Raw genomic sequence first — 21,127 nt, 5'->3', positions numbered from 1 at the left:
CGTGTTACGTAATAAAATAGATAAGATAAGGCTCCTGTTCTGTAAGGATAGAGAGTCTTATTTTTGTTTTTATCGCATACTTGGATTCTATCCACGCAACATCCGGCTATACGAGCAGGCTCTCCTGCATAAATCGACAGCTGTACGTTCGGAGAAAGGACGTCCGTTGAACAACGAACGCCTGGAATTCCTTGGTGACGCCATTCTTGACGCCATCGTAGGGGATATTGTCTATCAACATTTTGAAGGTAAAAGAGAGGGATTCCTGACAAACACCCGTTCTAAAATAGTTCAGCGTGAAACATTAAATAAACTGGCTGTCGAAATAGGCCTGGACAAACTTATCAAATATTCTACACGTTCTTCTTCCCACAACAGCTATATGTATGGGAATGCGTTCGAAGCTTTTATTGGAGCCATTTATCTTGACCGGGGATATGAATGTTGCAAACAGTTTATGCAGAAGAAAATCATCGAGCCCTATATAGATCTGGACAAACTCTCACGCAAAGAGGTGAACTTCAAGTCTAAACTGATTGAATGGAGCCAGAAAAACAAGATGGAAGTTTCTTTCGAACTAATAGAACAGTTCCTTGACAAAGAGAATAATCCTGTGTTTCAGACAGAAGTCCGGATTGAAGGCATACTCGGAGGATCCGGTACAGGATACTCCAAAAAGGAATCACAACAGAATGCCGCACAGATGGCCCTCAAAAAAATCAAAGGGGATCCTGAGTTCATGGCAGGTGTACAAGAAGCCAAAGTACAGAATAATATCTCCACAGAAGATACACCCGACGATCCTGAAATAAACCAGACAGAGGAATCTCCGCAAGTTGATAAAATAACATCAACTGAAAATATCAGTATATAATCTAAACACCTCCGATTATTATCCGAAGCATATTCCCATCCTGCGCCCTTGTACAACAAGGTCATGTTCTTCAGTCACTAATTTCAACTTTCCGGCCACTTCTTCTAATGCAACGGAAGATATTTCATCACCTTTCAATGCAATCATACGTCCAAACTGCCCATTAGCAATCAGCTCCGTTGCATGCCCTCCCATTCGGGTAGATAAGTTACGGTCGAAAGGTGTAGGTGAGCCACCGCGCTGAATATAGCCAAGCACCGTTTCACGCGTCTCAATACCTGTCTCATATTCAATTTCCTGGGCAATGTATTCGGCAGCACGCTTACGCCCATCAGTCTGGATACCTTCGGCAACGACCACAATCGAATAAGGTTTCCCCTTTTTTAAACGATTTAAAATTGTATCCCCTATATTTTTTATATTATAAGGTATCTCCGGAACCAAGATTACATCTCCTCCTCCTGCCATACCCGAGTATAGAGCAATCCATCCTGCTTTATGCCCCATCACTTCGATTACCATCACCCGCTTGTGAGAGCTTGCCGTAGAGTGAAGCCGGTCGATAGCATCTGTAGCAATGCTCACTGCCGAATCGAATCCGAAAGAGATATCCGTACCCCAGATATCATTATCGATCGTCTTAGGAACAGAAACGATATTAATTCCCATCGCTGCAAATTTTGCGGCAGTCTTTTGCGTACCATTTCCACCGATACACACCACGCAATCAAGTCCCAATTCAGCAATATTACGTTGTATCAGCGCCGGTTTATCCACATCCGAAATAATACCTTGCTTACGGAACGGCTTCTCGCGTGAAGTTCCCAACATAGTACCACCCAGGTTTAGCAATCCGGACAAGGATTTTTCAGTAAACGATTCTACCTCTTTCGTCAGCAATCCCTGAAAACCACTGTGAATCCCCACAACTTCCATTCCATAATGATTAATGGCCGTTTTACACACCCCGCGAATCGTAGCGTTTATGCCGGGGCAATCTCCTCCGGATGTAAGAATTCCGATCTTCATTGCTGCTCTTTTTTTATTGAATATTACGTATTTAAAAGAAAAAAGTTACTCATCTGTCTGCAAAAGCATGACATATCTTCACTTTTAACTATTATTTCCGTCGTAAAGATAGAAAAAAAAGATAATTAAGGCTATTTTTGCACGACTAAACATTATATGTTAAAGAGCAATGAATATTACAAAGATTATAAGCAAAGTATTTGATTCCCGTTTAAAAGCCATAGATCTTTATGATACACAAGCCGGAGATATACAGCACCGGGTATTGACCCGTCTCGTAAAACAGGCAGAAAATACTGAATGGGGAAAGAAGTATGATTATAAATCTATCCGCAATTACGAAGACTTTAAAAACCGACTCCCCATACAAACCTACGAAGAAGTAAAGCCCTATGTGGAACGTCTCCGTGCAGGCGAACAAAACCTATTGTGGCCTTCAGAAATACGCTGGTTTGCAAAATCCTCGGGCACCACAAACGATAAAAGCAAGTTTCTTCCGGTTAGCAAAGAGGCCTTGCAGGATATTCATTACCGGGGAGGAAAAGACGCGGCCGCAATCTACTTCCGCATGAATCCCGACAGCCGTTTTTTTTCCGGTAAAGGACTGATTCTGGGAGGCAGCCATAGTCCGAACCTGAACTCCAACCATAGTCTGGTAGGTGACCTTTCAGCCATATTGATCCAGAATGTAAGTCCGCTGATCAACCTGATACGTGTGCCAAGCAAGCAAATAGCATTAATGGACGAATGGGAAACCAAAATTGAAGCTATCGCCAACAGCACCATACCGGTAGATGTAACCAATCTTTCGGGTGTTCCTTCCTGGATGCTGGTCTTAATCAAACGTATTCTTGAAAAAACAGGCAAGCAGACCTTGGAAGAAGTATGGCCCAATCTGGAAGTATTCTTCCATGGAGGCGTCGCTTTTACCCCTTACCGTGAACAATATAAGCAAGTCATTCATTCTTCTAAAATGCATTATGTCGAAACCTACAATGCATCGGAAGGCTATTTCGGGACACAAAACGATTTCTCCGACCCATCTATGTTATTGATGATTGACTATGGTATTTTCTACGAATTTATTCCTTTGGAGGATGTGGAAAAAGAGAATCCCCGCACCTATTGCCTTGAAGAAGTAGAGCTAAATAAAAATTATGCTATGGTGATCTCCACTTCCTGCGGATTATGGCGGTACATGATCGGGGATACTGTGAAATTCACCAGAAAGAATCCGTATAAGTTCGTCATTACAGGACGTACCAAGCACTTCATCAATGCTTTTGGTGAAGAGTTGATCGTAGATAATGCAGAAAAAGGGCTTGCCAAAGCATGTGCTGAAACTGGTGCTCAAGTCAGCGAATATTCCGCTGCCCCCGTATTTATGGATGAAAATGCCAAATGCCGTCATCAATGGCTTATTGAGTTTGCCAAAATGCCCGATTCCATCGAAAGATTTGCGGCGGTACTGGATACTACACTGAAAGAAGTAAACTCCGACTACGAAGCAAAACGATGGAAAGATATCGCTCTCCAACCATTGGAAGTGATTGTCGCACGCAAAGGACTTTTCCATGACTGGTTAGCTCAAAAAGGGAAATTAGGTGGTCAGCATAAAGTACCGAGGCTCAGCAATACAAGAGACTACATTGAAGAAATGATTGCTTTGAATAAACAATGAACGATAATCGATGAACGATGAACGATGAATGGGCTGTGTGCTATCCGCATACGATTCATCGTTCATCATTCATCGTTATAATCCCTCCTCCCAACAACAAACCATCCTTATAGAAAGCGGCTGCTTGTCCTTCTGCAATGGCGGACAAAGGTTCGTGTAGTTGTATATGTAATAATCCCTCCGGAGTGATTGTGACAGAACAATGGTTTTCCTGTTTCCTATAACGTATTCTCACAATAATATCATCATAGCCCAGCAGGCGGGATTCGTTGATTATATTCCAGTCTTTCAACCACATCTCTGACTTTTCAAGGGACTTTAAAGGAGCCAATATCACTTCATTGGTTTCAGGATGGATCTCCTTTACAAAAACAGCACGGTTCAGTTGGATGCCTAACCCCCTGCGTTGCCCTATAGTATAAAAAGGATATCCCTCATGCCAGGCAATAAAATTGCCGCTTTCATCGAGGAATCTGCCTTTGCCCACTTCCCGGATTATTTTATTGCTCCTGTCGCCTCCCGCATCGCAAAGATGCTTTTTCAGAAAACTACGATAATCAAGTGGACAGAAACAAACCCCGATGCTATCTTTCTTTTTTGAAACTTTCTCAAAACCTCTTCCGGCAGCATAAGCACGTGCTTCAGGTTTAGTCATCTCACCCATCGGAAGCAACATACGTTGCAAAATATCCTGTTTTAATCCCCACAGAAAAAATGACTGGTCTTTATCCGGATCTGCGGCAAGCGTAATATAATAGCTTCCATCCATCCATTTCTTTCTCACATAATGACCGGTAGCTAAATAGAAAATACCCATTTCATCGGCAATCTTGGCCAACAAAGGCCATTTTAACCAGTTGTTGCAAAGAGTACAGGGGACCGGAGTATGTCCGGCCATATATTCATCGATAAAGTAATCAACAATTTTCTTCCGGAAAATCTCGCGCGCATCATAAGTGATATGTTCGATACCTAAGCGAGTTGCTAATGCACGGGCATCTTCCAAGTATTCCGTAGAATCATTAAACTCATAGAAACGAAAGGTAACTCCCGTTACTTCATAACCGGCTTCAAGTAATAGCATGGCAGCCACAGAGCTATCCGTACCACCGCTCATTCCCAATAAGACTCGTTTGTTTTCCTCCATCATACCGCAAAATTACATAAAATCCCGTATCTTTGACCTTCCAAACCGGACAGAATGAAAAAAGCACTTTCCACCAACCAAGTTGTCATTGTACTCGTAGAGCACCCTGTTCTGGGGATATTACTCATCCCCTACACTGTCAGCCGAACCCCTGACAACACGTTGGAAGTGATCGAACAAGCTTTCCATGCCTCTCCCGATGCGATCAAAAAAATGAATGAAGCAGAACAAAAAGCCATTGACATTGCTTCTCATTATACTGAAAAATATCTGATGGGAGTCTATTCCCGTGAAAAAACAGTCCCTAAATTCCTCCGCAAACTGGCCGAGGACAATAACAAACTTAAAGAACAAATCCGTCCTTTCATAGAGAAGAAACTGTTGGAGATGTTAGAACTGATACGCACCAGGCAACTTCCGTTTTATCAGAAACCAAGTGGAAGCAAGCAACTCTATGAACACCATGCATACCGTGTCCATCCCCACGATTTAGAAGCCCATTTCTCTTTTAAAGTAACCGAGGAATATTTCAGCTATCAACTGCAATGCTACTATGACGACCTGCCGGTTTCACTGATGGAACAAAAACCTGTCACTGTCCTCACCTCCAATCCTGCCACCTTATTGCTGGGTATGGATTTATTTACTGTCCCCCATATTGAAGCTTCACGCTTACTGCCTTTCACCAAGAAAGAACGTATCAGCGTGGACGCTTCATTGACTGAAAAATACATAGACAATATCATGATTCCCCTTGCATATTACCATGAAATCAATATTCAAGGAGTCAAAGTGATCAGAGAAAGACGTCCGTGTGATGCTTATCTCTACCTTGAAGATACAATCTATAATGATACTTTGTTACGGCTTGATTTTCGTTATGGAGACCGGACTTTTTCACCTCATGGTTCCGATGGAATCAAGAAAATCATCTTCCGGGAGCAAGAGAATGGACAAACTGTCATCCACTATTTCCAACGTAACTCAACTGCCGAGAAGCAGGCAATCCGTCTGCTTCAAAAAGCCGGATTACAATGTGTCAGTGATTCCCATTTCAAACTATCGCCTATCGCTCCCGAAAAAAACATTACCGAGTGGGTCAGCCGTCACCGGGAAATGCTACTGGAAAAGTTTATCTTATCAAGTGATACGCACAAGAAGCCATACTATCTTCCGGATATCCGGATAGAACAGGATTACGAAGATGGCCGCGACTGGTTCGAATTACATATCAATGTCGTCATAGACAATCAGAAAATTCCCTTCAGCCGATTCCGCAAAAATATACTGGACAACAACAGGGAATATCCCCTCTCTGACGGACGCATTATCCTCCTCCCCGAAGAATGGTTCACCAAATACGCCAATCTGCTTGAGATAGGTAAAGAATCAGGTAAGAACATCCGACTGAAGCGTCCTTTTGTGGGTGTAATAAAATCGATCCTGGAAAAAGGTCCAGGTATAGCAATCGGCCTCCGATTGGAGAAACCAATCCCTGTACCTGCAGGGCTCAAGGCCAATCTTCGCTCCTATCAGCAGAAAGGTTTCTCATGGATGGCAAACCTATACCTCGAAAAATTCGGAGGATGTCTGGCCGATGATATGGGCCTTGGAAAGACCTTGCAAACTCTTACACTTTTACAATACATCTACAAACCGGGAACAGCCGCCTCAACAAATCAGGAAACAAACAGCCTGGAAGAGAAAGAAAACACTCAAGACTCTCCTGTGCAAAAGGAAGCTTTCTTCGATGAAAAGGGGCAGTTATCACTTTTTCCGGTAAAAACCGAAGCCCTCAACGCCTCCCGAAGCGGACAAAACGACTTGCAATGTGCTGTACTAAATCAAAAGAAAAGCCAGACACCACGTCTGCATGCCACCCTTATTGTTGTGCCTACCTCGCTTTTGCATAACTGGAAACGGGAAGCATCCCGTTTTACCAGCCTGTCAATGACGGAATATAACGGAAACTCCGCCAATGAAATCAATCGCTTGTCAAAGCACTTCGACCAATATCATCTGGTCTTTACCACTTATGGCACGATGCGCAATAATATTGCGACTTTATCCCAATATAAGTTTGAGTACATAGTTCTCGATGAAAGTCAAAACATAAAAAACAGCGAATCACTTACATTCCGTTCAGCGATACAATTACAAAGTAAACACAGGCTAATTCTGACAGGAACTCCTATTGAGAATTCCCTGAAGGATCTTTGGGCACAGTTTCATTTTCTACAGCCTGAACTTTTAGGAAACGAGACAGCGTTCAGCAAACAGTTCGTCAACGCCATCCGTCAAGGTGACGAACGGATGAAGTTTCGTCTACGACAACTCATTTCCCCATTTATACTACGCAGAAGCAAGCAGGAAGTAGCTCCGGAACTACCGTCATTAACCGAAGAAGTGATTTATTGCGACATGGCAAAGAAACAGAACGAGCTCTACCAACATGAAAAGAACAGTCTCCGGAACATTCTGCTGGAACAGACCTCAGAGAAGGGTCAGCAACCGCTCATAGTACTCAACGGGATTCTCCGTTTAAGGCAACTCGCCTGCCATCCGCAGATGATTTTACCCGGTTTCATCGGTGAATCCGGTAAACTAAACCTGATTATAGAGACCTTCGAAACACTCCGGAGCGAAGGCCATAAGGTCCTGATCTTTTCTTCTTTCGTCAAACATCTGGAATTGGTGGCCGATGAGTTTCGTAAACGTCAATGGGATTATGCTCTTCTAACAGGCTCTTCTACCAATCGCCCGGAAGAGATTGCACGCTTTAGCCGTGACCCCAGGATACAAGCTTTCCTTATCTCACTAAAAGCCGGAGGAGTGGGCCTCAACCTGACACAAGCAGACTATGTGTTCATCATCGATCCCTGGTGGAACCCGGCAGCCGAAGCACAGGCCATTGCCCGCGCGCACCGTATCGGACAAGACAAACAAGTAATTGCCTACCGTTTCATCACGCAAGGAAGCATAGAAGAGAAAATCATACAGCTACAAGAGGAAAAACGAAAACTGGCGGAAACTTTCATCACAGAAACAGATCAGCTCCCCACACTAACCAACCAGGAGTGGGCGGGACTTTTGTAAACTTCCCCCTCTATTAAATATTTAATAATGAGTATTATCGCTGAGTGCGCTACGAGAAAAGTCATTGTTTTGTAGTTTGAAGACTTGTTGGCAATTACTAAAATATTGTATTGATCTTGGTACGACATGTAATATCATCTCTTCATGTAGTCCAGGCTTATCTGTAACTCTTTTTACAAATCACTCAATATTGAAAACAACCCCAGAAGGTGTGTTTTTATCAATAAAAATCCGCAAACACAAAAACATTATTACTTTCCTCATCTTCAAGAAGTGAAGCAACCTGTTCTTTGAGTTTACCGCTGAGCTTGTTTTTGTAATATGCTTCTTCGAGTTCAGCAAAATCCAGTTCAAAGTGGTATGCATGTTCATAATAATTTAAAAGCCGGGGATTGATATACAACTCTTTTCCTTCAAAATCGGAAAGAGTTATTTTTGGGCGAAACAGTTCTCCTGTTGCTTTGTTGCGCATATAATACTTTGGTGTCGGAGATTTCGCTGTTTCCCGATAAGGGTAAACCGCTATAAACTGATATTTTCCCGCATCCATGCAGATATCCATAACCGTCATTGAGGTTTGACTGCTCAATATTGGTTTTTTGTGCATATATGGAGTTAAACGCTTTTCTTTGCTGTAATGAAAAACGGTGCCGGATTCAGGATTGTATAAAAGTAATCCGTCAGCCGACTTTCTCACACGTCCGTAACTCACCTGACCAGTAAATACACTGTTCAAATCTTTATAACTCAGATCTATATTTTTGTTTGGTAGTGAGATATAATCCAGCACTGTACCATCCAATTTAGAAATAAGAAAGAAAGCTGAATCAATGGTTTGTACTATATCTGGGGCATTGCTTTGCATGATAGATTTCCACAATTTCGTGTTATCATACACCAATATGGACACATCGTCAAATAAGGCCATTTGTCCGTTAACATTCGTCTGAGGTAAATTTATTTTCCTTTTGAATTCACCCAATGATGAATAGACCATAATATGATCGCTAAAGTCGGGCGAAACAAACACTTCATCATTTGCTTCGTCATACATTACCGAATATGCATCTCTGTATTCTTCCGATCCCTGTCCCCTACGGTTAAAATGTGATTTGGGATTTCCCTCTTTTGAGAAAAACAGCACGCTGTTCTGAGAGCGGTCTATAACAATAATATTGTTTTCGGTTACATAATCAATGCTGCCTTTATAGAGATAATCATCATTTTTCGAATTGAGGTACAGATAAGAGACATCCGCAATATCGGTGAGCTCAATTTTCTTTTCGGGATATTCTTTGGTGACATCAATAAATGCCAGTTTCTCTTGCAGTTCCTTATTAGAGGTGCAACTTGCAATTACAAGTGATAGAACTAAATAAAATACTTTTCTCATATTCATGATCTTCAATTTTAATTAATTAACAGAGCCTTATCATCCACCAAAATAGATGATAAGCATTTAATAAAGAGTAAGTTGTCAATTATGGACAACAAACAGACTCTGAATTAACTTTGCAACAATGTAGATTGCCATTAGAACACCTGAATACATACGGATAACCATCTGGGCACAACGAAGACCCGCTTCCCCCGAAAATCACCTTCATTTCCAGACCTTCCAATACTACTGCATTTTGCAGTTTGTTTAGAGGCGGTAAAAAAAATTCTAACAAAGTTTCCATATCAGTCTGATAGTTGCTTTCTTTGAAGTGATCAAACTTAAAAAAAGATGTATCAAACTGATTTAACGGAAACAGAGTGGCAATATATAACAAAAGTGTTGAACCCGCAAGCAAGAAAGCGAAAATATGATTTACGAATGATTTGGAATGCAATCTTTTATTTAGTGAAGACCGGTTGTCAATGACGTATGCTCCCTCTTGACTTGTTGTTAGAGAAACTACGTGGATATGTACTTGTAAAACGGGGTCAAAATATGGAACCAAGTGTAGGTATCATGATTACTTTTGGACACATTTTTAGAGAATCCCCAAATGTATCGTACAGAGTTAATCATGCAGACATAATATTCAACCAGCTCTATTTAATAGAACTTTTATACCCAGAAAATAAGAAAATAGAATGTTTCCATATAATAAAGTCACGTTATAATGAAGAAAAATTTAATCAAGCAATAAATGAATTAGGAAAACTTAAAGATGAAATCATAGCACTAAAGCAATATTACTAAAAAACGCTGGAATAGACGAATAAATTGGAAGAACAAAGCAGTTGAGTTTGAGTATTACACTAAAAATTCCCCAATAAGCCAAAGAGGTTTCACCTCTCTGGACTCTCCTTATGAATGGCTTCCGTGCTATAAACGGGTTATATAAATTATTGTTCCACAAGTTAAAAAAGAAATCATATATGGGTTATGCCGTATTGCACATGGAGAAAACTAACGGAATGGACAGTGCCATGTCCGCCCACATCGAACGAACCATCAAACCAAAGAATGCAGATGAAAACAGAACGCACCTCAATCGAGAACTGATAAGTTTTCCCGATGGTGTGACGAACCGAACACAAGCTATCCAACACCGTTTGGAGAATGCAGAACTGCCACGTAAAATCGGAAAGAACCAAGTAAGGGCAATCCGAATATTATTGACGGGTACTCCCAAAAATATGAAGCGTATTGAGCAGGAGGGTAAACTTGATGAATGGTGTGACGATAATCTGAAATATCTTTCGGATACATTTGGAAAAGAAAATATTGTTTCGGCAGTCTTGCACATGGATGAGAGTACTCCCCATATCCATGCTACGCTCGTGCCACTTGTCAGAGGTGAGCGTAAACGCAAGAAAAAAGAAGAACAGGTTAGTAAACGATACCGAAAGAAACCAACCGATATGCCCCGGTTATGTGCAGATGAAATTATGACAAGGAATAAACTCAAGTCTTATCAAGAGACCTATGCCGAAGCCATGAAGCGATACGGTCTACAACGTGGCATTGATGACTCGAAAGTCAAACACGTCTCGACCAGAGAATATTACCGTGAGTTACTGTGCCAGACCGGAGAGCTACAAATTAACGTGCAGCAATTAAAAGAGCAACAGCAAATAGCGCAGGAAGAATTGAAACAAGTAAAGAAAGAGGTGCATACCGAACGGCTGAAAGGAGCAGCGACAGCCATTGCTACCAAATATTGTGGAAAGTGTCGGTTCTCTTTTCGAAAGCAATAAAACTAAAACGGAGAATGAACAATTGAAGCAACGCATCTCTGAACTTGAAAGCCAAGCAGAAGAGCGGGAGCAGTATATCAAGAAGGAACACAAAACGGAACAATCTAAACTTACAGAATGCCTTGATAAGGCAAGAAGATACTTCCCTTATGTGGAAAAGCTATTGCCACTGATTGATTATTGTCGGAATACGATATACTTTTCCGATGCTATCATTAGTGAGCTATGCAGGTTCAAAAAAGTACCTTTTAAAGGTAATTTCTATTCTTCGGAGTTTAACCGCAAGTTCCAAGCAGAAAATGCCACATTTCCGTTTGGGAAAGACAACAGTAAGAAAGGGAACTTTCAGATATGAGTAAATGGAGTTTCACTGATACAATGGTTCAGAACGAAGATGAGCGAATGGAAAGAAAATTTGGATGTTCCTACTAAACAAAATAAAGGAATGAGGCTCTGAAAAAAGTTTTATTCCATTGTGGCACAAAGATATTACTCTCAAACAGCCTTATTTTTGAAGATTTGTACTATTTTTGCGATTGAATTGAGAAAACTCTTTCCAATACATATTAGGAAAAAAGAAGCGTTATGTTTATCTTATAGTTTGGGAACGTAGGAAATTTTCAAAAGGACACAAGGATGGCATAGTGGTTCTCACGCTATAGCGTGGGCTGCTATTACTACATCTGTATCCAAGGTTTCCTACGACCTCCAAATTAAGAAGTGGCATTGCAGTTCCACGCTTCTGTATAAAAAAGGATATATGCTTTTTGAATGGATAAAAAAAGTATTTGGCTTTGATAAACCAATCTCCCCATATTCTAAGGGGGAAATAGGTAAATCTTCCTCTAAGATTAACATATTAGAAGGGAGGCGCAAAGATGTGGTTTCTACTAGAAATAGCATGAAAACTGTATCCGTTAATTGGTATCACCTAACTCCTAAAGAAAATAAATCTTTCAAAGAGGTTTCTATCTTCGTTCGTTATAGCTTTCCAGATATTGTTACAGTAAAATTCTTAAAAGAACAGCGTCTGAGAAAAGAACAAGAAAGATTAGTTGCATTAGAAGACCAGTTAAATAAAGATTTACTTGAGATAAAATCGCTTATATCAAGGAAAAAGCTCAATGAAGCAGATAAAATTTTCGATAAAGTTCAATCTATAATATCTCAGATACATACTTCCCATATTTTGCAACAGTACAAAGAAGTACAAAATAGTATCCTTAATCTGCGAGAAACATTAGAGAAGCGAGAAATACAACGAATTGCTGAAGAACGGGAAAAAAAGGAGAATATAGCAAGAAAAAAAAGAAAAGAACAAGAATGTAGACAACGTGAAATTGAAGAAAAACAGAGAAAAGAGAACGAAGTACGAGAAGGAGCAGCCAAAAGGCTTGCAGAACAAGCAAGACAAAAAGAAATAGCAGAAAAGGCTGAACGTGATCGTCTAAACTCTCTCTGTAATGAAAAAAAGCTAAATATTCAAAGTTTCAAGGATATACTCACAGCTAATGGCATTACTTGCTTTTATCATTTTACAGATAGGAGAAACCTGTTGTCCATCAAAAAGCAAAGAGGACTCCTGTCTTGGCATTATTGTAAAACACATGGTATCGTTATACCCAACCAAGGTGGAGATGCGGACTCTGAAAACCTTGATATGCGTTATGGTTTACAAGATTATGTCAGATTAAGCTTTTGTGATGACCATCCTATGACATGGCGACTTAAACAAAGTGGAAGTAATTTGGTTTTGCTCCGAATAAAAATAGATGTGGCATGGTTTAAAGAAACATTATTTTCCGATATAAATGCAGCAGACCAATTACACTCTCATGGAGGTGATTTGTGCCACTTACAAAAAGTAAATTTTGCAGCAACAAAAAGACATTATGTAAATAGGAATGATGAAGACTTCAAACCTCATCAAGCAGAGGTTATGGTCAAGACATTTATTCCGTTAGAATATATTATAAATATAGACAATCCAATATTAATATAATTAAAAGTGAGACATGATATACATTGAAAATAGAAAAAGAAAAATCGAAAAGATACAAGAAGAATACCCTAATGCAGTTATTCTTGACGTAACTTCAAATTCTACCATGCGATATGCCCAAATACTGAGCCCGTTCTATCCGCATGGCAATATTCCTATACCTTTTACGCCAGATACGTTAAAGGCTACTTGTGTTGAAGCCGTATGGCAAGGACTTAAAGTTTTTGAAAATGCAGATGTGGATTTTTCGACATTCAAGAATGATACTATGCATAATTTGAAGAGAACTGTACGAAAATTCGGAATCCCATTAGGACATCGAAAAGGAGCTTATGGAAAAGAACTTCTTGGCTATTTTGAGGCTAGAATGCTTATTTATTTACCCACATATAAATGGATTCTTGATAATATTAAAGAAGTGTATCATGTAGTAGAACGTATCAAAGCACAATCAATTAAGCAAGATATAGTTTTACTTGACTATAACACCAATATTGATTTCCGAGATATAACTAAGCCGCTCTCTCATGCAGGTCTTGTGAAGTTATACATTGAAGGAAAGTATCCCAACGAAGTTCAACAATATTCACCTATGACCGAAGCAGAACTCAAACAAAAGAAACAGATTGAGAAAGAAGCAAAAAAAGTAAAAGGTAAGCGTACAAAAAAAGTAGCAAAGCCTAAACAAATAAAATTATTTAACGAATAAATCATACAGAATATGGATAATAATATTGCCCTTATTGTTGCAATTGCAGTAGTAATTTGCGTGATTCTATTTCAATTATGGAATTTCAATCAAACGCGTTTGCGTATCAAAGAGTTGAAATCTTTTTTTCCGAGCATTGATTCACTAGATTTAAAGATGTCCTCCATAACAACAGATGTCCTCAAAAGCAAAAGTAAATTGAAAGAATTCATAAAGAATATTCCTTCTAAATACTCAGATGAAGAAGGCGAAAACGAAGAATACATGGATATTACTTTAATATCCTTGAAGAATAATAACCAATCTACCAAGTTTTCATCAATTATTTCACGGACTAATGAATATCTTTGTAAGAATGTGGGAACAAGTGCAGATTTCGACATTCTGAAAGGTATTTGTGAACATCAAATTGATGCATTGGAGAATGAAATACATAGCTCTTTGAATGTTCCATTGTATATAGGACTTGCAGGTACATTTGTAGGAATTATAACAGGTCTATGGGGAGTCGATTTTTCTGCTATATTGGCAAGTAATGGAAATATGAATGGTTTGCAACATCTTCTTTATGGTGTCATGGCGGCAATGGGGGCAAGTTTGGTTGGATTAGGTCTTACAGTATACAATAGTGCTTTTTCATATGGTAAGACTATGACTATTGTTGATGCTAAAAAAGAGGATTATTATGATTTCATACGCAGAGAATTAATGCCTGTACTTTCAAATAGTATGGCATCAAGTTTGAATTCTTTAAAAGGAGTTCTTGGTCATTTCGTTGATAAGTTTGGCAAGAATTTGAATGCTTATGCAGATTCGGCAGAACTATTAAATGACAATTTAGAGAAACAACATCTTGTATTGGAAGAAATAAACAAATTGAGTTTGACACGAACTGCCAATAAAATTGCGGAAACATTTGTGACACTTAAAGATTCTGCAGAATCCTTATATGTATTTAAAACTTATCAAGAACAACTTAATACAACTATTAAAGGAGTTACAGATGCAGCATCAAAAATAGATGCAGTCTTGTCAAGGTTCGATGAATTTGGTGCTGGATTATCAGTTGTTGTTAGCAATCAAAATAAAGCAGCAATTCTCCAGCAAGAGTTCAAAGAAGCAATAGAAACGCACTTCCCTACAGGTTCAGAAGGACGAGACATTTGGCGCAAAGAATTTGATTTATTAATGACTGATGCAAAGCATGTTTCAGACAGTTTGTCTATGCAACTTACAGCATCAACCGAGTACATCAAAAAATTTGTTTCTGGAAACCGAGATTTCTTTGAGTCTTTTGATAAAATGAAAGAGGTGATAGCAACCCTTGTTCAATACACCCAAGTGCAAGCAGAGTGCTATAAGGATTTAAAAAGTGAAATTCTTAATCTTAGAAAAGATTATAAAGATGCTCAAATCGAGAATATAGACTTGAATAAATCTATATTAATGGCAATAGATACAATGACGAAATCTATTAAAGATATTAACGTGGAAAAATATGACAATGAGAAATAAAAAAGATTCTTTTTGGTTGAGCTATTCGGATTTAATGACAAGTCTTTTCTTTGTTATGCTTGTTTTATTTATAGTAAGTATTGTAAAAATGAAAGGAATAAATGCTGAACTGAACAGAACTGCTAATGCAACGAAGAAACAACTTGAAAAGATTGAGGAATTAAACAATTCGATTAAAGAAATAGACAATAAATATTTTAAGTATGACGAGCAGTTTAAAAGACACACCTTAAGAGATATTGACGTTTCTTTCAACACTTATAGTTCCAATATCCAAGATATAGAGAAGGAGCAACTTGATAAACTTTTGAAAGCAGGAGAAGCTATTATGCTTTTTATGCAAAATGCTAAAATAAAAATACCCGAAGCTCAGTATCTTCTCATAATAGAAGGACAGTCATCAAAAGATAATTATATAAAAAATTACGAACTTAGTTATGAGAGAGCTTTAGCTCTGATAAAATTCTGGTCTACTAATAGCATTGAATTTGATTCTCTTGGTAATTGCGAAATATTGATTTCCGGTAGTGGACAATCTAGCAAGTTTCGTGTGCAACCTGATATTAGAGGGAATAAAGACAACCAGAGATTTGTCATGCATATCATTCCTAAACCAGGAATCATTGAATGAAAATCTAAAATTCGACAGAAAAATAATAGAAGAGGCTTCTTCTATCGAGATTTATACTTTTGTGATAAGAGTTACTCTAAGAAGTAAGGCGAAGCAGATTACAGTAATAGACACAGTTGCCAACTCATTACCTCAAAATTTAGTATTCTTCCCAAAGCCCTTACTATAATTCCAAAATTATAAGAATATATTCAATAATAACTTTGATTATTTAATCGAATTAAATGCCCAATATTCCCAATGATAAATATTCATTTCGATATTTCTTGATAAAAAGAAAACCAAATAAATATTCTACCATATTAATTTAAAATACTTCAAGCACCCCAAACAAGATTAACAAATTTTGGAAAAGAATATTTGCTATCATCTATAAGACTTACCATATTTGTAAACAACACCATAATATTATGAAAAGAACAAGCTTGATTTTAGTAATTCTGAGTCTATGTTTTTCATCATATGCTCAATATACTGATCAAAAAGTTGCAGATTTGATCAACACGTACGATTATTTGGAACTAAAAAGGGTCTATCCTACTATAAAGGATAGTTTAGCATATCCAATGATAGGATTAATGGCTGAAGCTGGTATAAATTGCGCATTTAATCAACCACATGAGGCTATAAGCCTACTTGATTCTTTATTAAATAACTATTCAGCAGATTTGGGTTCATCTGCGGTTATAGCTTATACAATAATAAAGGCGGAACAATTATCTAAAATAGGAAAATATAAAGAGGCTGCTGAAACTCTAAAAAAAGTGAACGACTACGATAAAGACGCAGAAATGCAGACAATGATACATAATTACTACAAAGGGTATAAAAATCTAAGCAATACGCCTAAGAGCGAAGTCATAAAACAATCTCCTAACTCTGAAGTTATTATAGACATGATTACAGACATAAAAGGTGCAAAACACTATTGGTACATTCCAGTAGAAATAAATGGAACAAAAGAACCTTTTATATTTGATACCGGAGCAGCAATTCATATGGTTTCGACCTCATTTGCAAAAAAGCACCACATAAAGGTTGTAGCAGACTCCATGTCCATAACAGGTATATCAGGTGACATTGTCTATTCAAAAGTGGGAGTTGTAGATACACTCAGAATAGGTAATATTACCTACACTAATGTAAAAGTTAATATACTTGACAATATTTTTCCCAAAACAGATTCGTTGGTATATACTATGGAAGCTGTATTAGGTAATCCTTTCATGGAAGCTATAGGTCAAACAATAATATACCCTAAAGAACAGAAAATAATATTCCCATCTCTTCCACAAGATTTAAATATCCAAAAACGACCTTCTAATATGATTAATTTCATGGGTAGTGTTGGAGTAGAAGCTTTCTATAATAATCTTCGTTTACTTTTATTCTGTGATACAGGTATGACTATGGAAGGATATATTAATTATGATTTCTATCAACAAAACAAAGATAAATTGGGAGAGCTAAAACTTAAAGAAGATTCTGTCAAGGCTGGTGGAATAAGTGGATTTATAGTTAATAAAAGCTATTCAATATCTGATTTCCCTTTAATTATTGATAAACACAAAACAAATATGCATAAGTTTTCTATCATGAAGAATGCTAATGGCAAATACAATGGCTATTTAGGGGTTGACTATTTCAAAAATCGCAAAGAGATACTTTTAGATTTTAAAAATATGATAATAATGGTAGAATAAGAAAAAACAATAAAGTTCAGTTTCTATACAATAGACAGGATTCACCGAATGCTTACCTTTTATTGTTATAATAATAATCGATTTCTGTTTTATCAAATTCTTTCAGATCAATACTATATACATTGCGCGAGGGATCTCCCATATAAAATCCTCCCAAAATATATAATTTCCCATCAAAGTAATACAAAGCTGGAGATTTCAATTTCAGATCTATCATATACGAACGAACTTGCCTGCTTTTTATATTGAACGTCTGCACAACACCTTGTTCAAAAATATAAATTATATCATTATGATAAGCTAAACTGGGCCAGCCAAGCCGATATAACAAATGTCCGGCATTGGTCCATGCGCCTGTCAATAAGTTATAACATTCAATACTCCAGCCGCCACCGTTACTATTTCCGATTAAATAAATACAATGATCAACCAGAATTGCATCAGGAGCTTGCCTAATCGGCATTTTTCCCAACTCATACCAATAGCCGGATTTTAAATTCCATAAATGCATTTCATCCGAATAGACTCCTTCATTATTTTGCAAAACCTTTTTAACACCGCCTAAAACAATCATATTATCTTTATACACAACGGATCCCAATAAAGTCGCTTGATGCGGATTAGTATAATCTGTCCAAACGGTATCACGCTTAATATCATATATTTCTATTGCATTATCCAGATAATCAACAATTCTGGTTTCAGACAATCTCTTTCCCCCTAAAATAAAAATTTTTCCATCATAATAACCCGCCGTATGATATGCCCTTTCTCTAAACTTATGCCTGATCGTCTCCCACTTATCTTGCTTGATATCATATCTATACATCATGTTACTATATTTTTCCCAAAATAGAGTAGAACGTATATTACTCTGAAAGGGACCGCACGACGTACTCCCTCCTACAATATAAATCTGCCCATCTACCAAGACCGAAGCAAACGAATAGACTCCTCTTTTCAATGGAGACAATATTTCATAATGCAAAAAGCGATTTAAATGCCTATTGCTAAAAATAGATACTTCTTCCAAAACCCGATTATTCTCTATCAAAAAAACGGTACATCTATTTTTAATTAAATCACCATAAGACAATTTCTTGTGCAAATAATTAATATGAGAAAAATATAAAGTATCATTCAATGACAACGAATCATATTTCTCTAATGAGAACACACCCTTTTCATCACTGATAGCTATGACTTTCCTATCTTTCAAACAGATATATACATTTGAAAGAGGAATGCTATCCTTTTCACTCACGACACACGCTCTGTCCTGGGCTTTCCCAGTTACATAGCAAAAAAGGAATATTAAAAACAGATTTCTCATATAACAAATATTAAATAAAAATCAACCTTGAACCATAACATTAATAGGTTCCAATGCAATGATCCAAGGTTGACTACCTATATTTAGCAACATATATTCAAGCTAAGGGGACATATACAAATACCTGTCAATAAAGATTCAAAAGTACTAAATATAAACATTAAATTATTCAGCATTTCCAGTTATCTTTAACTCCAAAGGAGAAGCGGAAGCATTGCAATATAGTATAATAGTTTTATTAAAGTGTTCCGGATGGTCCGCTTTATAAGTTACTTTAACTGCTAAAGACTTTCCGGGCTGAACAGGTTCTTTCGAGTATTCAACAGAAGTACATCCGCAAGATGTCTTATTATCATAAACGACTAAATTATTATCACCAATATTGTGTATCTCAAAAGTTATATGCTGCTCTCGCCTCCAATCAAAACTCCCCAAATCAACCATATCTTTCTCTATTTTTATCACAGTTCGCATATTTGAAAGAGAATCTCCATCTATTCCTCCTGAAATAAGATGGATATAGAGTTCTCTTACATCGTAATTATGGACCGGATTTCCTATCGCAATTACATGATTGTTTCTATCTAATAAAAAAGTTTGAAAATTTAGCTGTGAAGGAAACTTATTCACTTTATTAAAAGTATCTTCCGTATCCATACAAACAGGATAATCAAAACGATTTTGTTTTAACACAGACCTCATCTCGCGAACATTAGCAGGATGAAGAAAAAAAAGAACCGGTATTTGATAGCCTACTATAGAATCCGCATATTTCATAAAATCCTTCCATTTAGGCAATTGCAATTTACAACTGGAACAACCCAACGAATCGACATAGGTCACGATCTTATAATCCGAAGCAGGGATTTTAAAATCGACAGGAGTTTTTCCATATAACGTAAAACTAAGATTTGTCGGAAATAGTACCTCCTTCCCATTCCAATTTTTAACAAGTTCTTCAAGTTTTTCCTTCTCGGTCTGCTGACATGAGATTAGAAAGAGAAAGCAACCCAGTACAAATATAAGATTTTTCATTTAAAATAAAATTTGATTAAACAGGGGTTATCATCTTCTAAACGCTCTTCCAGCTTCTTATATTCCTTTGGAGGAAGCACTTTTTCATAGTTTGGAAAGTCTTCATTGAAAACAATACAAGTCAGGAAATCTTCATTAAAGGCTAAAGGTTCAAAATGAATGTCTTCTGTTGTTTTTTCAAAAAAGAAACTTTTGCCGTCTTCCTTCCGGTAAAATAGATTTTTCGAATGCTTAAGCCCAAACACCAACATGATATAATAGAATTTATCATTCTGATATTGATCGCATAAAAAATAAGGCACAGTAGAATCACGTAAATACTGCAACATTAATTTATATTCTTCAACCTTTTTATCCTCTAATAAAGTGAATCCATACTCCTTCAAATCAAGATTATCTTTTCCAAAATCCCAACGGTATGCAACCCGTAAGCTATCTGTCCTTACTTCATATACTTCATTTTGATAAGGATTGGAAAAATATACTTTATGTTCATAATTATAGAAAGGTTTAGAATTCAGAATAGTGAAAACGGGAGGCACATGCCAAAATTCTTTCACATTCTTGGAAGACTCTTTAGAAATAACGCTGATACAATTATCATTCTCAGAAGCAGGTAGTGTCCATGTAATGAAATACTTACTCTCCAGCTCCTCTATCAATTGATAATTTGCCCTCGTTGGCAGTTCTATTTCTTTTATGAATTTTCCATCCAGAGAATACACATAAAGAGAGCCAAATGGAGATAGCATATACACTGCATTTTCTTTTTCTTTAATAACGGCATCGTATATTTCACGATACTCTCCGGGACCTTGTCCCTTTTTACCTATTTTATGCAAAAGATGCCCTTCTTCATCAAAAGAAAACACAGCCGGAACCCCTTCATCGACAATATAATATCTGTTATCTTTAATAATAACTTTCACAGGCCTTACAAGAAAGGAACTATCATTGGTTTCCAATGGAATGACAGATATTTTAGAAAATAATTCTTCCGTTGGAACAGGGCGTTCAACCAAATCGACATGTAATACTTCACAGTCGGTTTTATCTCCAGTACTTTTACATGAAAAAAGTACAAACAAGAGAAGTGGTAACAAGATATTCTTCATAACTTTATTAGATTAGATTAACAATGCAGGAAGTTATACCAAGAAATTTGTAATAATCATCTCCT

16 protein-coding genes and 1 pseudogene are annotated in these 21,127 nt (G+C 37.5%); 11 read left to right on the top strand and 6 right to left on the bottom strand.

The features are described 5' to 3' along the window. The first annotated feature begins 1 nt into the window (after position 1). Positions 2–874 carry a ribonuclease III gene (gene rnc / locus G7Y45_RS04175; protein ID WP_032530639.1) on the top strand — a complete coding sequence of 291 codons (873 nt, stop codon included), beginning with the start codon at positions 2–4 and terminating at the stop codon, positions 872–874. An 18-nt stretch (positions 875–892) separates the two neighbouring features. Here rnc and G7Y45_RS04170 read toward each other — a convergent pair whose 3' ends face one another. Further along, entirely contained in the window at positions 893–1,903 is a 1,011-nt protein-coding gene (locus G7Y45_RS04170) for an ATP-dependent 6-phosphofructokinase (RefSeq protein ID WP_005779516.1), read from the bottom strand. 169 nt (positions 1,904–2,072) lie between these two features. On the opposite strand from G7Y45_RS04170, the gene G7Y45_RS04165 reads away from it, so the two are divergent. Then, a complete protein-coding gene (locus tag G7Y45_RS04165) occupies positions 2,073–3,584 on the top strand; it encodes a GH3 auxin-responsive promoter family protein (RefSeq protein WP_005779518.1) in 1,512 nt (503 codons plus the stop codon). A 55-nt stretch (positions 3,585–3,639) separates the two neighbouring features. Here G7Y45_RS04165 and mnmA read toward each other — a convergent pair whose 3' ends face one another. Beyond that, positions 3,640–4,731: a tRNA 2-thiouridine(34) synthase MnmA gene (mnmA, locus tag G7Y45_RS04160; RefSeq protein WP_005812267.1), complete on the bottom strand. Its 1,092-nt coding sequence runs from the start codon at positions 4,729–4,731 to the stop codon at positions 3,640–3,642. Between the two features lie 54 nt (positions 4,732–4,785). On the opposite strand from mnmA, the gene G7Y45_RS04155 reads away from it, so the two are divergent. Continuing rightward, positions 4,786–7,827, top strand: a complete 3,042-nt coding sequence (locus G7Y45_RS04155) for a DEAD/DEAH box helicase (RefSeq protein ID WP_165014995.1) — start codon at positions 4,786–4,788, stop codon at positions 7,825–7,827. Positions 7,828–8,047: 220 nt separating this feature from the next. On the opposite strand, the gene G7Y45_RS04150 is transcribed toward G7Y45_RS04155, so the two are convergent. Beyond that, positions 8,048–9,220, bottom strand: coding sequence for a 6-bladed beta-propeller (locus G7Y45_RS04150; RefSeq protein WP_241158964.1), 1,173 nt, complete (start codon positions 9,218–9,220; stop codon positions 8,048–8,050). Between the two features lie 336 nt (positions 9,221–9,556). Between G7Y45_RS04150 and G7Y45_RS04145 the strand changes: the two genes are divergently transcribed. The 8 genes and pseudogenes from G7Y45_RS04145 to G7Y45_RS04110 all read left to right on the top strand — a co-directional run bounded on the left by G7Y45_RS04145 (position 9,557) and on the right by G7Y45_RS04110 (position 17,579). Next, positions 9,557–9,694: a transposase gene (locus G7Y45_RS04145; protein WP_032542923.1), complete on the top strand. Its 138-nt coding sequence runs from the start codon at positions 9,557–9,559 to the stop codon at positions 9,692–9,694. A 69-nt stretch (positions 9,695–9,763) separates the two neighbouring features. Next, entirely contained in the window at positions 9,764–10,018 is a 255-nt protein-coding gene (locus tag G7Y45_RS04140) for a hypothetical protein (RefSeq protein ID WP_139018704.1), read from the top strand. A gap of 179 nt (positions 10,019–10,197) precedes the next feature. Beyond that, positions 10,198–11,476 (top strand): annotated as a pseudogene (mobV, locus tag G7Y45_RS04135) (MobV family relaxase). 303 nt (positions 11,477–11,779) lie between these two features. Beyond that, on the top strand, positions 11,780–13,021 hold the full coding sequence (locus G7Y45_RS04130) for a DarT ssDNA thymidine ADP-ribosyltransferase family protein (protein WP_165015001.1): 1,242 nt from the start codon (positions 11,780–11,782) through the stop codon (positions 13,019–13,021). Positions 13,022–13,034: 13 nt separating this feature from the next. Beyond that, positions 13,035–13,730: a hypothetical protein gene (locus G7Y45_RS04125; RefSeq protein ID WP_005779536.1), complete on the top strand. Its 696-nt coding sequence runs from the start codon at positions 13,035–13,037 to the stop codon at positions 13,728–13,730. A gap of 12 nt (positions 13,731–13,742) precedes the next feature. Continuing rightward, the gene (locus tag G7Y45_RS04120; RefSeq protein WP_065739744.1) at positions 13,743–15,245 is read left to right on the top strand and encodes a hypothetical protein; all 1,503 of its coding nucleotides are present in this window, start codon (positions 13,743–13,745) and stop codon (positions 15,243–15,245) included. Further along, the gene (locus G7Y45_RS04115; protein WP_165015004.1) at positions 15,235–15,876 is read left to right on the top strand and encodes a flagellar motor protein MotB; all 642 of its coding nucleotides are present in this window, start codon (positions 15,235–15,237) and stop codon (positions 15,874–15,876) included. Before G7Y45_RS04120 ends, G7Y45_RS04115 begins: the two co-directional genes overlap by 11 nt. Before the next feature lie 410 nt (positions 15,877–16,286). Next, positions 16,287–17,579 carry a retropepsin-like aspartic protease gene (locus G7Y45_RS04110; RefSeq protein ID WP_165015007.1) on the top strand — a complete coding sequence of 431 codons (1,293 nt, stop codon included), beginning with the start codon at positions 16,287–16,289 and terminating at the stop codon, positions 17,577–17,579. A 52-nt stretch (positions 17,580–17,631) separates the two neighbouring features. On the opposite strand, the gene G7Y45_RS04105 is transcribed toward G7Y45_RS04110, so the two are convergent. From G7Y45_RS04105 to G7Y45_RS04095, 3 genes are all read right to left on the bottom strand, one after another. Continuing rightward, positions 17,632–18,912: a kelch repeat-containing protein gene (locus G7Y45_RS04105; protein ID WP_165015010.1), complete on the bottom strand. Its 1,281-nt coding sequence runs from the start codon at positions 18,910–18,912 to the stop codon at positions 17,632–17,634. Between the two features lie 165 nt (positions 18,913–19,077). Beyond that, positions 19,078–19,947 carry a DUF1573 domain-containing protein gene (locus G7Y45_RS04100; RefSeq protein WP_137568999.1) on the bottom strand — a complete coding sequence of 290 codons (870 nt, stop codon included), beginning with the start codon at positions 19,945–19,947 and terminating at the stop codon, positions 19,078–19,080. Next, positions 19,944–21,062, bottom strand: coding sequence for a 6-bladed beta-propeller (locus G7Y45_RS04095; protein ID WP_137568998.1), 1,119 nt, complete (start codon positions 21,060–21,062; stop codon positions 19,944–19,946). The genes G7Y45_RS04100 and G7Y45_RS04095 overlap by 4 nt, the downstream gene beginning before the upstream one ends. Positions 21,063–21,127 lie beyond the last annotated feature (65 nt).

It is taken from the genome of Bacteroides sp. ZJ-18, from assembly GCF_011038705.2.
Classification (GTDB): domain Bacteria; phylum Bacteroidota; class Bacteroidia; order Bacteroidales; family Bacteroidaceae; genus Bacteroides; species Bacteroides hominis.
This window is presented reverse-complemented; position numbering and strand designations above follow the sequence as displayed.